At 67.5% G+C, this 12,342-nt stretch carries 9 protein-coding genes and 4 tRNA genes; 6 read left to right on the top strand and 7 right to left on the bottom strand.

Going from position 1 to position 12,342, the window contains the following annotated elements:
* Positions 1-42: 42 nt before the first annotated feature.
* On the top strand, positions 43-1,683 hold the full coding sequence (locus tag H0264_RS04680; RefSeq protein WP_181582819.1) for a (2,3-dihydroxybenzoyl)adenylate synthase: 1,641 nt from the start codon (positions 43-45) through the stop codon (positions 1,681-1,683).
* Between the two features lie 56 nt (positions 1,684-1,739).
* A complete protein-coding gene (locus H0264_RS04675; RefSeq protein WP_181582818.1) occupies positions 1,740-2,612 on the top strand; it encodes an oxidoreductase in 873 nt (290 codons plus the stop codon).
* Between the two features lie 109 nt (positions 2,613-2,721).
* Here the strand turns inward: H0264_RS04675 and H0264_RS04670 are convergent, their stop codons facing one another.
* Complete coding sequence (locus H0264_RS04670) at positions 2,722-3,984, bottom strand: salicylate synthase (protein WP_181582817.1); 1,263 nt, start codon at positions 3,982-3,984, stop codon at positions 2,722-2,724.
* Positions 3,985-4,268: 284 nt separating this feature from the next.
* Between H0264_RS04670 and H0264_RS04665 the strand changes: the two genes are divergently transcribed.
* Positions 4,269-6,632, top strand: a complete 2,364-nt coding sequence (locus tag H0264_RS04665) for a glycerol-3-phosphate 1-O-acyltransferase (RefSeq protein WP_181582816.1) — start codon at positions 4,269-4,271, stop codon at positions 6,630-6,632.
* Entirely contained in the window at positions 6,629-8,149 is a 1,521-nt protein-coding gene (locus tag H0264_RS04660) for an HAD-IB family hydrolase (protein ID WP_181582815.1), read from the top strand. The genes H0264_RS04665 and H0264_RS04660 overlap by 4 nt, the downstream gene beginning before the upstream one ends.
* Here the strand turns inward: H0264_RS04660 and H0264_RS04655 are convergent.
* The 6 genes from H0264_RS04655 to H0264_RS04630 all read right to left on the bottom strand — a co-directional run bounded on the left by H0264_RS04655 (position 8,146) and on the right by H0264_RS04630 (position 10,280).
* On the bottom strand, positions 8,146-8,847 hold the full coding sequence (locus tag H0264_RS04655) for a polyprenol monophosphomannose synthase (protein ID WP_181585296.1): 702 nt from the start codon (positions 8,845-8,847) through the stop codon (positions 8,146-8,148). The two genes, H0264_RS04660 and H0264_RS04655, sit on opposite strands and share 4 nt — an antisense overlap.
* Before the next feature lie 121 nt (positions 8,848-8,968).
* On the bottom strand, positions 8,969-9,145 hold the full coding sequence (locus H0264_RS04650) for a hypothetical protein (protein ID WP_181582814.1): 177 nt from the start codon (positions 9,143-9,145) through the stop codon (positions 8,969-8,971).
* Positions 9,146-9,226: 81 nt separating this feature from the next.
* Positions 9,227-9,303, bottom strand: a tRNA-Phe gene (locus tag H0264_RS04645).
* A gap of 36 nt (positions 9,304-9,339) precedes the next feature.
* Positions 9,340-9,413 (bottom strand) — tRNA-Asp (locus tag H0264_RS04640).
* 33 nt (positions 9,414-9,446) lie between these two features.
* Positions 9,447-9,522 (bottom strand) — tRNA-Glu (locus tag H0264_RS04635).
* Between the two features lie 92 nt (positions 9,523-9,614).
* Positions 9,615-10,280, bottom strand: coding sequence for a TetR/AcrR family transcriptional regulator (locus tag H0264_RS04630; protein ID WP_181582813.1), 666 nt, complete (start codon positions 10,278-10,280; stop codon positions 9,615-9,617).
* 1,063 nt (positions 10,281-11,343) lie between these two features.
* On the opposite strand from H0264_RS04630, the gene H0264_RS04625 reads away from it, so the two are divergent.
* Positions 11,344-11,416: transfer RNA gene (locus tag H0264_RS04625), tRNA-Lys, on the top strand.
* Positions 11,417-11,549: 133 nt separating this feature from the next.
* Positions 11,550-12,149 carry a DUF937 domain-containing protein gene (locus H0264_RS04620; protein WP_181582812.1) on the top strand — a complete coding sequence of 200 codons (600 nt, stop codon included), beginning with the start codon at positions 11,550-11,552 and terminating at the stop codon, positions 12,147-12,149.
* Positions 12,150-12,342 lie beyond the last annotated feature (193 nt).

Raw genomic sequence — 12,342 nt, 5'->3', positions numbered from 1 at the left:
ATGAGACCCTTATCAACTTTGCTCGAAGCGTGAGGCCAGACCGTGACTTCCCCCTCCACCGCCGCCGGGACATCCCCCTCCAATGCCACCGGGGATCATCGTGACGGCTTCGTCCCCTTCCCCGCAGAACTGGCCGAGCAGTACCGGGCGGCCGGATACTGGGCCGGGCAGCCGCTCGGTGAGCTGCTGCGCGACGCGGCCCGGCAGTGGCCGCAGCGCCCCGCACTGCTGAGCGAATCCGGCGCTCTCACCTACGCGGAACTCGACGCCGCCGCGGATCGCGCGGCGCACGGCTTTCTGGCGCTCGGGCTCGCGCCCGGCGATCGGGTCGTGGTGCAGCTGCCGAATGTGCCGGAGTTCCCGCGCGTGCTGTTCGGCCTGCTGCGCGCCGGGATCATTCCGGTGCTCACCCTGCCCGCCCACCGGCGCGCCGAAATCGAGCACCTGACCAGGCTTTCGGGCGCGGTCGCCTACATCGCCGCCGACCGGCTGGGCGATTTCGACTACCGCGGACTGGCCGCCGAGGTCACCGCCGCCGTGCCGAGTCTCGAGCACGTGCTGATCCTCGGCGACCCCGGCACCTTCACCGATCTGAATTCCGTGACCGCCGAAGGTGATTCACTGCCCACGGTCGACGCGAGCGAGATCGCGCTCATGCTGGTCTCCGGCGGCACCACCGGCCTGCCCAAGCTCATCGCCCGCACCCACGACGACTACGCCTACAACGCCAAGGCCAGCGCCGCGGTGTGCGCCCTCGGCCCGGAGGACGTGTATCTCGCGACGCTGCCCGCCGCACACAACTTCCCGCTCGCCTGCCCCGGCATCCTCGGCACCGTGGCCACCGGCGGCGCGGTCGCCCTCACCCTCGACCCGAGCCCGGAGAGCGCCTTCGCCGCCATCGAACGGCACGGCGTGACGGTCACCGCGGTGGTGCCGCCGCTGGCCCAACTCTGGTGCGCGGCAACCGAATGGGAGGACGCCGACCTGTCCTCGCTGCGCCTGCTCCAGGTGGGCGGCGCGCGACTGGCGGAGGTGAACGCGGTCGAGGTCACCCCGGCGCTGGGCGCGCGCCTGCAACAGGTGTTCGGCATGGCGGAGGGCCTGCTCAACTACACGCGCCTGGACGACTCCGAGGAACTGATCACCACCACGCAGGGCCGCCCGCTCTCCCCCGCCGACGAGGTCCGCGTCGTGGACGGCGAGGGCAATGACGTGCCCGACGGCGAGGAGGGCGAACTGCTCACCCGCGGCCCGTACACGCTGCGCGGCTACTACCGTGCGCCCGAGCATAATTCGCGCGCCTTCACCCCGGACGGCTTCTACCGCAGCGGTGATCTGGTGCGCCGCCTGCCCTCGGGCCACCTGGTGGTGTCCGGCCGCATCAAGGATGTGATCAATCGCGGCGGCGAGAACATCTCCTGCGACGAGCTCGAGGAGCACCTGCTCGCCCATCCGGCCGTGCGGCACGCCGCCGCGGTCGGCCTGCCCGATGCCGCGCTCGGCGAAAAGGCGTGCGCCGTACTGGTGGTGGACGGTGACATGCCGTCGCTGGCGGAGATCAAGAAGTTCCTGACCGATCGCGGCCTGGCCACCTACAAGCTGCCCGATGTGCTGCGCCAGGCCGACATCCTGCCCATCACCGCCGTCGGCAAAATCGACAAGAAAGCCTTGCGGGGAGCCTGATTTCGCGGCGTCCCGTTCGCCGTGCCGTTGTTGGTCACACGTCCTAGAGTTCAGGTATGGGCGGGTGGACAACAGCGGATATCCCTGATCAAGCCGGACGGACACATATCGTCACGGGAGCCACCAGCGGCCTGGGCGCGGCCACCGCGCGCGCCCTGGCCGAGGCCGGCGCCGAGGTGATCATGGCCTGCCGCAACGAGATCAAGGCGCAGGCGGTGGCCAAGACCAGCGACGGCAAGGTGCACATCCGGGCCCTCGATCTCGCCGACCTCGCCTCCATCCGCCGCTTCGCCGGCACGGTCGAGGGCGCGGACGTCCTCGTCAACAATGCCGGTGTGATGGCGGTGCCGAAGAGCCACACCGCCGACGGCTTCGAAATGCAGATCGGCACAAACTTTCTCGGCCACTTCGCGCTCACCGCACTGCTGCTGGACCGGATCTCCGATCGCGTGGTGAACCTGTCCAGCCTCACCCACTACATCGGCCGCATCGACCTCGACGACCTGAACTGGGAGCGGCGCGCCTACTCCCGCTTCGGCGCGTACGCGCAGTCGAAACTCGCTGCGCTGCAATTCACCAACGAACTCCAGCGGCGCCTGCTGGCCGCGGGATCACGGAAGCTGGCGGTGGCCGCGCATCCGGGATACGCGGCCACCGGCATCAATTCCAAGGCCGGGAACCTGCTGGAGTCGATCATCAACCTGGGCAATCGATTCGTCGCGCAGAGCTCCGAGATGGGCGCGCTGCCAACGCTGTACGCCGCCACCGCCGCAGTGGAGCCGGGCGGCTACTACGGCCCCGAGCATTTCGACTGGCGCGGCGCACCGGCCCGCAACCGATCCAGTGCCGCCGCCCACGACGAGAAGACCATGCGCCTGCTGTGGAAGCAGGCCGAGGAGCTGACCGGCGTCGAATTCCCGGTCGGGTGAACCACTCTCGGCGTGGATCCCGGCCAAAAGCACGCCGGGATGACGAAGGTTACGCTCGGCGCCGGGATCACGAAGGTTACGCTCGGCGCCGGGATGACCAGGGGCGCGCTCAGTGCGCGGCGCGCACCACGTACGGCGCGACGCTGCCCAGCTTCTCGCAGGTCTCCTCGAACTCGCGCTCCGGCTTCGACTGTCCGACCACACCCGCGCCGGCCCGCAGCCAGGCGCCCGTGCTGGTCTGGTAGACCGCGCGCAGCACCAGGGTGGCCTCGAGTTCACCGTCCGGCGAAACCGTCACCACCGCACCGGAATACAGGCCGCGCTGATCGTGGTCGAGACGGAAGACCGCGTCCACGCCGCCCGTCTTCGGAATGCCGGAGGCCGTCACCGACGGGAACAGCACCTCCAGCGCGTCCCACGGGCTGCGGTCGGCGGCCAGCCGCCCGCGCACGGTGGAGGCCAGGTGCTGCACGCTGCCGCGCTCGCGCACCGCCATGAAATCCGAGACGGCGGTGGTGTCGGGTTCGGCGACGGTGGCGATCTCGGCGAAGGACAGCTGCACCGAAATCGCGTGCTCGACAATCTCCTTGGGGTCGCTGATCAGATCGGCGCGCGCCGCCATATCGACCTCGGAGCCGCGGCCGAAGGCGCGGGTGCCCGCGAGGGGCTCGGTGGTGACCACGCGGTCGCGGTCCACCGAGGCCACCAGTTCCGGGCTGAAGCCGGCCGCTTCCAGGCCGCCCAGGCGCAGCAGGAACGAGCGCGCGGGCGTGTTGTGCATGCGGCCCAGCCGGTAGCTGCTCGGAATGTCCACGGCGAAGGGCAGATCCACCTTCCGGGACAGGATGACCTTCTGATACTTGCCGGAGTTGATCTCCGCCACCGCGGTGGCCACCCGATCCTGATAGCCGGTCGGGTCGAGGCCGATGTCCACCGGGTGCGCGGTGGGCAGCGAAGTCCCCTGTGCCGCACCGATGAGGGCCAGGATGTCACCGGCCTCGTCGGTGCTCGCGCCGGAGATTTGGATGCCGCTGGCGTCCATGCGCACCTCGATGCGCGGAATCATGATCTGCGCCACAGCCGCTCGCGGATGCACGTGCTCGGTGGCGTTCAGCGCCCACGCGCAGAACTCGAAACCGATCCAGCCGTAACCGTTGCGGCGGCCGATCGGCAGTCCGGCCAGCGCGGTATCGATGACCTGCGCCGGACGGCCGGTCCAGGGGCCGCGCGTGGTGTCGCCGCCCCAGGTGACGCGCAGTTCGTCGGCGTCGAGTTCGACACTGCCGACGGGGTCGGCGGCGAACACCCATTCGCCGGGCTTCTCGTAGACCACGTACTCGCCGAAGCGATCCGACGCGGCCAGTGCGGTCATGGCCGCGATAGGGTCGGTGACCCGTGCTGGGGACAGTGCCGCCGGACTGTTCGCAAACTCCAGCCGCACTCGCTCGTCCGTAGCCGACACCAGGTCCTCCAAGGTTATGCTTACCTTACTTCTCGAGTGAGGTTAGCATTACCTTGCCCTACATGCCGCAGCAGGTGACAGCCGAATACATCACGAAGACCCGCCCGGAAATACCCGCTATGTTCCGCCCCGCACCACACCGCTTTTCGGCTTGAATGGAGATCGCCACCACGTGCGTGCGGAGGAGTGCGACCATGCTCGATCACGACAGTCGGCTCCCGGAAGCCGCCACCAGCCCCGGATCGGTGGTCGCCCTCGTCGACGCCGCCAGCCGCGTCGAACGTGAACTCGTCGGCAACTGGCTCATCGAAGGCGGCATCGCCCAGGAATTCGGCACCAGCGCCCCCGTCACCCAGCTCGACCTCGACGCCGAGGCCGTGGCCACCCGGCTGGTCGGGCGGCGCGACGATCCGCTCGTCGTCCCCGTGCGGGTGCTGTGGCTGCCGCCGGAACGAGACGGCGTGCGGCGCACCACCTTCACCGATCTGGCCACGCTCTCCAATCCGCGCAAGCCCAACAAACTGCTACAGCGACGACTGGTGAAGAAGGCCCCCGACCGGCACCTCGTCCTCACCGGCCAGCCCGCGCGACTGAGCGAGCTGCGCGCCAACAATCCGGACGTGGCCCCGGCCCCGGAAGCCTTCGCGCGGGCCATAGTTCGCGCCGGCATCGTGGCGCTGGAACGCGCCGAACGCGCCGTCATCGGCGACCGCTACAAGGTGCCCCGGCTGGTGGCCGAGGAGATCCTCGACTCCCGCGAATTCCTGCGCCGCCTCGACGCCATCGCCGAGCAGACCGGCGCCTCCGAACGGGAGGTGCACCGGCGCGCGGAGAAGGCCCTGCGCGAACTCGTCGCGGCCCAGAGCCGTTTGGTGTCCGACCTGTTCACCCAGGCCATGCGGCCCATCCACGCCTCCACCTGGAAGGTCGACTCCGAAGAACACGGACTGGATCGGCTGCGCGCACTCAACCGGCGCTATCCGCTGGTGTTCCTGCCCTCGCACCGCTCCTACGTGGACGCGTTCGTGCTCGGAGACATTCTGGCGCGCAACGACTTTCCGCCCAATCATGTGGTCGGCGGGGCGAATCTGAGTTTCTGGCCGATCGGGCCCATAGCGCGGCGCACCGGAACCGTGTTCATCCGCCGCAGTTTCGGCGACGACGAGGTGTACAAGGCCGTCGTCGAAGAGTATTTCGCATATCTGCTGGCCAAACGATTCAACCTGGAATGGTATTTCGAAGGCGGGCGCACCCGCACCGGGAAACTCCGGCCGCCGCGCTACGGACTGCTGAATTATCTTGCGGCGGCGCTGCGTTCGAAACGCATCGACGATGTCATGCTCATTCCGGTGTCGATCACCTACGAACGGCTCAATGAAATCGGCGCCATCGCCGACGAACAGACCGGCGGCAGCAAGAAAGCCGAGGGGCTCACCTGGCTGGCGCGCTACGTGCGCAATCAACAGCATTCGGCCGGGCACGTGTACGTGCGCTTCGGATCACCGCTCTCGGCGCGGGAACGGCTTGCCGTACACGGGGATCCACTGCAGGCGCACGGCATCTCCGCGCCGGAGGAGATCGAGGAGAGCGAGCACCGCGCCGTGCAGCGGCTCGCCTTCGAGGTCGCGGTCGGCATCAACGACGTCACGCCCATCACCGTCAACGCCCTCACCACACTGGTGCTGCTGGGCGTGCACGAACGCGCGCTCACCCGCGACGAACTGCGCTACGCCATCGCACCGGTACTCGGCTACATCGAAGGCCGGGACCTGCCGCGCGGCGAACTCGCCACGCTGCGTGACGATCACGGGCTCGCGGTGGTGCTGGAACAGCTCACCGTCGCCAAGGTCGTCACCGTGTACCGGGGCGGGCTGGAACCGGTGTACTCCATCAACGCCGGGGCGCACCTGGAGGCCGCGTTCTACCGCAACAGCGCGGTGCACTGGTTCGTCAATCGCGCCATCCTGGAACTGGCCATCCTCACCGCCGTCGAAGCACCCGAGGGCGATCAGCTGCGGGCCGGCTGGGAAGCCGCCTACCGGCTGCGGGATCTGCTCAAATTCGAGTTCTTCTTCCCGGAACGCACCGAGTTCACCAGCCAGCTCACCGCGGAAATGCTGCTGGTGGACCAGGAATGGCATCGCCGCACCGCCGCGGGCACCGTCGGCGCCGAAATCCTGGCCAAGCTGGCAGAATCCGGATTCATGATGGCGCACCGGGTCCTGCGGTCGTTCTTCGACGCGCAACTGGTGGTGGCCGAGCGGCTCGCCGCACACGATCCCACCGAGACCCTCGACAAGAAGACCTTCATCGACGAATGCCTCACCGTCGGCAAACAGATGCTGCTCCAGCAGCGCCTGCACAGCCCGGAATCGGTGTCCTCCGAATTGTTCGGCAGCGCCTGGAAACTCGCCGACAATCACGGACTGCTCGGCGGCGACGACCCCGACGAGCTCACCGCCCGGCGGATTCGCTTCGGGGCGGAACTGCGGGCCATCAGCGCGCGCATATCCCGTGCGGCCGTACTCGATCCGTCCAACCGGCTGGACGCGCTATGAGCCATCGGGCCTCCGGCATCGTGGACGGAGCCCGGCCCCGCCGCCGACTGCGGCCCGGGGTCGGCATCACCCAACAACCCATCGGCGCAACCGAACTCGACGATGCCATCGCGGCCATCCGCTCCGGACCGCGCGGACCGCACATCGCCGCCGTCTTCGATTTCGGCGGCACCGTGGTGGCCGGATTCAATCCGCCACCGCTGCTGAACCGAATCCTGGGGCGGCGCACCAGCAGTCGCGTCCTCACCGCCACCATGCTGGGCAGCATCCGCGGCGCGCGCAGCGAAGGCGAGTACGAACGCTTCCTGCAATTCGCCATGCACACCTGGGCGGGCGTCCCCGAGACCGAACTGGAAGAGCTGGGGTCGCAACTGTTCCAGCGCTCGGTGTACGGGCACCTGTACCCGGAAGCCTGGCGGCTGGTCCGCGAACACGAGGCCGCCGGGCACACCCTGCTGCTGGTCAGCTCGCTCACCCGGTACCAGGTGCAGCCGGTGGCCGCCGAACTCGGCATCCCGAACGTGCTGTGCACCACCATGAGCGTCGCCGACGGCGTCCTCACCGGGCATGTGGACGGGAAACCACTGTGGCGCAACGGGAAAGCGGAGGCCGTGCGCCGATTCTGCACCGGCCGCGGCATCGAACTGCCGGACGTGCGGGTGTACGCCGACAGCGCCGCCGACCTGCCGCTGCTCCAGCTCGCCGGACATCCGGTGGCCGTCAACCCCGACCCGCGCGTGGTGCTCGAGGCCGCCGAAAAGGATTGGCCTGTCCTGCATTTCCGGCCCCGGCAGGACCCGAAGGCCATCGACTACGCGCGCACCGCAGCCGGATTCGGCGGGCTGCTGGGCGGCGCGCTGTTCGGCGTCGCCGCCAAGGCGCACACCAAAGAGCGCCGCCGCATGGCAGATTCGATGATGACCCACGCCGCCGACTCCACCCTGCGCGGCAGCGGCGTCCAGGTGCGGGTGGTGGGGGCCGAACACACCCGCGCCCCACGGCCGGCCGTGTTCATCTTCAACCACCAGAGCCAGTTCGACATCGTGGTGCTGGCCGAGGTGCTCGGCGCCGGCTTCACCGGCATCGCCAAGAAGGAGGTCACCAAGAATCCGGTCTTCGGACCCCTCATGCGCTTCGTCGAAGTGACCTTCATCGACCGCGCCGACACCAAGGCCGCCAAGGCGGCGCTCGCGCCCGTGGTCGAAACCCTCAGGGGCGGACTGTCGGTCGTGATCGCGCCCGAGGGCACCCGCTCGCTCACCCCGCGCATCGGCCCCTTCAAGAAGGGCGCGTTCCACATCGCCATCCAGGCCGGCGTGCCGATCATCCCGGTCGTCATCCGGAATGCGGGCGAAATCGCCTGGCGCAATTCGGCAATCGTGCGCAAAGGCGTCGTGGACGTGGCCGTCCTACCGCCCATCGATGTGAGCGGCTGGGATCCGGCCGATATGGACGCCGACGTCGAACGGGTGCGGCAGTTGTTCACCGACACCCTGCTGCACTGGCCGAAAGACTAGACCTGCTTGCCGAACAGCAGCTTCCACGGCATGGCCGCGGACTCCAGCTGCACCTTCAGGCTCATCTTGGAGGCGCCCAGGGTGCGCTCCTCGAAGCGGATCGGCACCTCGGCGATGGCGATGCCCTTCTTGACCGTGCGGTAGTTCATCTCCACCTGGAACGAGTAGCCGTTCGACTTGATGGAGGCCACGTCGATGGCGCGCAGCGTATCCGCCTTCCACGCCTTGAAGCCGGCGGTGGCGTCCTTGACGCCCAGGCGCAGGATCATGTTCACGTAGAAGTTGGCCCACGCCGACAGCGCCTTGCGGTACCACTTCCACTCCGCGGCGGTGGAACCGCCGGGGACATAACGGGATCCGAGCACGACGCCGGCGTCGGTGGTCTCGAGCTTCTCCAGCATGGCCGGAATCACCTCGGCCGGATGCGAGAGGTCGGCGTCCATCTGGATCACCACGTCGGCGCCCTCGTCCAGCGCCTTGGTGATGCCCGCGATGTAGGCGCGGCCCAGGCCGTCCTTCTCGGTGCGGTGCAGCACGCTGACGGTGTTGGGCAGATCGGCGGCCAGCTTGTCGGCCACCTCGCCGGTGCCGTCCGGCGAATTGTCGTCCACGACCAGCACATGCAGGTCCGCCACCGGTAGCGCGGTCAGACGCTCCACCGCCACGGGCAGGTTCTCCCGCTCGTTATAGGTCGGCACCACCACGGTAACCTTCAAGACTCGCCCTCCCGCTCCGGTCAAATGTGCTCACGAAACACTACTTGGTTCGTCTGAGTGCAGCGTGAGCGCCTCGGCCGGTCGCGTCGCGGATCACACCGAATCAGTCATCCTCGGCGTCGGCGGCCTTGTTACGCGCTCGCGCGATCTCCAAAGCCCTTTCGGCCGTTGCCTTGTCGGGATACGGACCCATCCGGTCGTTCACCCAGCCCTGCTTGCCCTGCACCGCCTGATGCGTGGACAGGTCGTAGTACCACGCCTGGTCGTCGGAATCAGCCATGCTTCCAGGATGGCACCAAGATCAGTGCGAGGCTCGCGAACACGCAAAAAGGCCGCACCCGGAGGTGCGGCCTTTGTGAACTGGTGGCCAAGGCCGGGATCGAACCGGCGACCTTCCGCTTTTCAGGCGGACGCTCGTACCAACTGAGCTACCTGGCCGAAAGGCACCCATTCGAATGCCAAACTTCAGACTTGCGACCCTGACGGGACTCGAACCCGCGACCTCCGCCGTGACAGGGCGGCGCGCTAACCAACTGCGCCACAGGGCCTTGCTTGCTCCGCGCCAGCAGTGTTGCCACTGCTGGTACCCCCTACGGGATTCGAACCCGCGCTACCGCCTTGAAAGGGCGGCGTCCTAGGCCGCTAGACGAAGGGGGCCCGCCAGATTTCTCTGGACCGTTTGCTCAACGGCTTCCGTTGGGAGCGGAGATAGCTTATGACAGCCACCGCTCTAATCCCAAATCCACTGGTCACAGCGCCAAATTGAGATCTTCCAAGCGTGCGGACACCTTCCAGCCGGTGCGCTTGAACTCCTCGGCCCACTCCGGCGTCGCGGTGGCATCCACGATCACCTCGAGCGCCTCGGCGAAACGGGAGCGCAGATCCGCCGGACCGCCGAGCACGTCCGAGATATAGCGCTGGCCCGCGAGCGCAGCGGCCAGGGTGCGGGTGAAGCGGTCCGGATCGGCGTCGGAGCGCAACTGCTTGTGCTCGATGGCGCGCACCGCGAGCAGCCGGATGGACCGCCCGAGGATGCGGCCGCCGCCGGCCTGGATGTCGCGGTAGAACTCCGGTTCGATGATGAGCCGGAACTCGGCCTGGATGATGATGTCGTTCTCCAGCCGCAGCGCGATCTCGTCGATCATGCCGTGCAGAACGTCCAGGGGACCGAGATCGCCTCTGCCGAGCCATCTTTCGGTGGAGGCGCGGTAGCGGTCGACTGCCGCTTCCAGAACTGCCCGTGCCAGATCCTCCTTGGAATCGAAGTGAAAGTACATGGCGCCCTTGGTGGCGCGTGAACCTTCCAATATGCGGTTGAGCGATGCAGCGGCATAGCCGCTCTTCCCGAACTCAACGGCGGCGGACCGTATGATCGCCGCGCGTGTCCGGCGGGCCCGCTCTTGCTGCCGTGCCATGCTCGAAACGCCTCCGAAGCTAGCTACCGTCGCGGACCCTTTCCGGGCTACCGGCGACGCAAAGTTACGTGTCTTTCAAATACTTCAGACGGGCTGACGCCCGAATTACCAAACTTTTGGTACGAAAAAGCGCGAAAAACTTGAAACACACCAACTGGTATAGTTTTTCCCGCCCGGGTGCGCCGCAGGGGGTGCGCATCCGGGCGTTCTCGTCGTCTGGATCCGCCTCCCGCAGCTTCAATCTGTTGGAGCCGCGATCGGCCAGACCGGTCGCGACACGTTCGGGCACATCAACGATAAGCCGAATCCCGTGCCGCCGGGGCAATCCCGGTTCTTCGGGAATTCACCAGTCGGTCACCGTACCCGGAAAGTCCTCCCTGCGTGAGGTGTACCGGAAAGTCAGTTAGCCAGACTGCCCCCTAGCGGATACCGCAATTCCCCAGTTACCCACTGGGCGATTGGTCCGAATAGGCGAATTCGCCCCTATCCCATCGATGTTCGGCACGCGCACCCCTCCCGCCCGGGCCGCCCCCGCCCGCACGGCATCACCCTCGAGCCGACACCCGCGCCGGCGCGCGGACTTTCGGCCGTTCCCGGCTGCCGCACCAAAAAGGTTGCCACACATCACCATTGGATGATATTCCCACCTGGTAGGAATGAAACAAACTGTGTGGCAACGCGATTGCCCGGGGGCATTCCCATGCCCTGCCCACGGTCTTCCCACCCCGCACCCACCCGAGTCCGGACCGCGACTCGCCGCGTCGGCCGTTCACGCCCGCGACACCCCCGGCCGATCCCGCGAGAACCCCGAGTCGGATTGCCGCGCGCCACCCAGAGGACCGGTCAGTACCCCCTAGCCGTCCCCGCAGACACCGACCGGTCCCCCCTACGCACCCGCCGGAAATCCATCGGCCACTCCCCCGCCGTTCCCCCGCGCCGCGCCCGGAACCAGCCGCCCCAACATCCGGACGAACCGTGATGACCTGCGCAAATGTCCACGCACCGAACACAATCGGATACTCGTTTAACACTTGCGGGGTCGGCACACTACACTGTGGCCCGCGCCCCTATAGCTCAGTTGGTAGAGCTACGGACTTTTAATCCGCAGGTCCCAGGTTCGAGCCCTGGTGGGGGCACACACGCCGAGGGGCCCGGATGCTACATCCGGGCCCCTCGCCACATCCGCGAATCTGTGGCAATCTGTCCGGTTTTCCCCTACCGTGGCTTCGTTAGGGCTTTTCCGGGATCCCCTCACCTCAGGCGGAGTTCATGACTTCCTTCGATGACCTGCTCTCCAACGTGCCGGTCGCACAGATCGCCAACAAGCTCGGAGTTGACGAAGCAACCGCGACCACCGCGATCAATGCGGCCATTCCGGTTCTGCTCGGCGGTTTCCAGGCACAGGCCGGCAACCCCGATGTCGGGCTGAATCTGGAAGGCGAAGTGGCCAATCAGCCGGCCACCCTCCTCGACGGCGGCGTCGATATAGAACAGGTGGACACCGCCGCGGGCAGCCAGATCGTCGATCAGACCTTCGGCGCCGAGAAGAACACCGTCATCAGCGCGCTCGGCAATGTCGGCGGCGGCAATGCCCAGGATCTGATGGCCAAGCTGTTGCCCATGCTCGCCCCGATCGTGCTCGCCTACCTCGGCAAGAAGGCCCTCGGTGGCGGCGCCGCCGCCGGCGGTGGCACCCAAGCGGCGAGCAGCGGCGGTCTCGGCGACATTCTCGGCGGACTGCTCAGCGGCGCCACCGGTGGTAACAAGGGCGGTGGCGGTCTCGCCGATGTGCTGGGCAAGGCAGTAGGACAGAACGCCGGCGGCGTACTCGGCAATGTGCTGGGTGGGCTGCTCGGCGGCAAGAAGTGATGGTGCACCGAAATCCGGTGTGCGGCTAACGATCAACGGCCCGCAGCGATAGAGACATCGCTGCGGGCCGTCGTCGTTCGGCAGCGAAGCCGCCGCCATATGACATCGCTCACTGGCGCCGCAATGGGGACCGCATGAGTTTCACATCACCCTACGGTGTCGTAAGGTATGGGCGCGGCGGCAGGCCAGCGAG

It is taken from the genome of Nocardia huaxiensis (assembly GCF_013744875.1).
In the GTDB taxonomy this organism is placed as follows: domain Bacteria; phylum Actinomycetota; class Actinomycetes; order Mycobacteriales; family Mycobacteriaceae; genus Nocardia; species Nocardia huaxiensis.
This window is presented reverse-complemented; position numbering and strand designations above follow the sequence as displayed.

Coding starts and splice junctions, on each gene's coding strand:
- H0264_RS04675 (WP_181582818.1), top strand. CDS start 1,740: ATGGGCGGGTGGACAACAGCGGATATCCCTGATCAAGCCGGACGGACA.
- H0264_RS04670 (WP_181582817.1), bottom strand. CDS start 3,984: ATGACCGCACTGGCCGCGTCGGATCGCTTCGGCGAGTACGTGGTCTAC.
- H0264_RS04665 (WP_181582816.1), top strand. CDS start 4,269: ATGCTCGATCACGACAGTCGGCTCCCGGAAGCCGCCACCAGCCCCGGA.
- H0264_RS04660 (WP_181582815.1), top strand. CDS start 6,629: ATGAGCCATCGGGCCTCCGGCATCGTGGACGGAGCCCGGCCCCGCCGC.
- H0264_RS04650 (WP_181582814.1), bottom strand. CDS start 9,145: ATGGCTGATTCCGACGACCAGGCGTGGTACTACGACCTGTCCACGCAT.
- H0264_RS04630 (WP_181582813.1), bottom strand. CDS start 10,280: ATGGCACGGCAGCAAGAGCGGGCCCGCCGGACACGCGCGGCGATCATA.
- H0264_RS04620 (WP_181582812.1), top strand. CDS start 11,550: ATGACTTCCTTCGATGACCTGCTCTCCAACGTGCCGGTCGCACAGATC.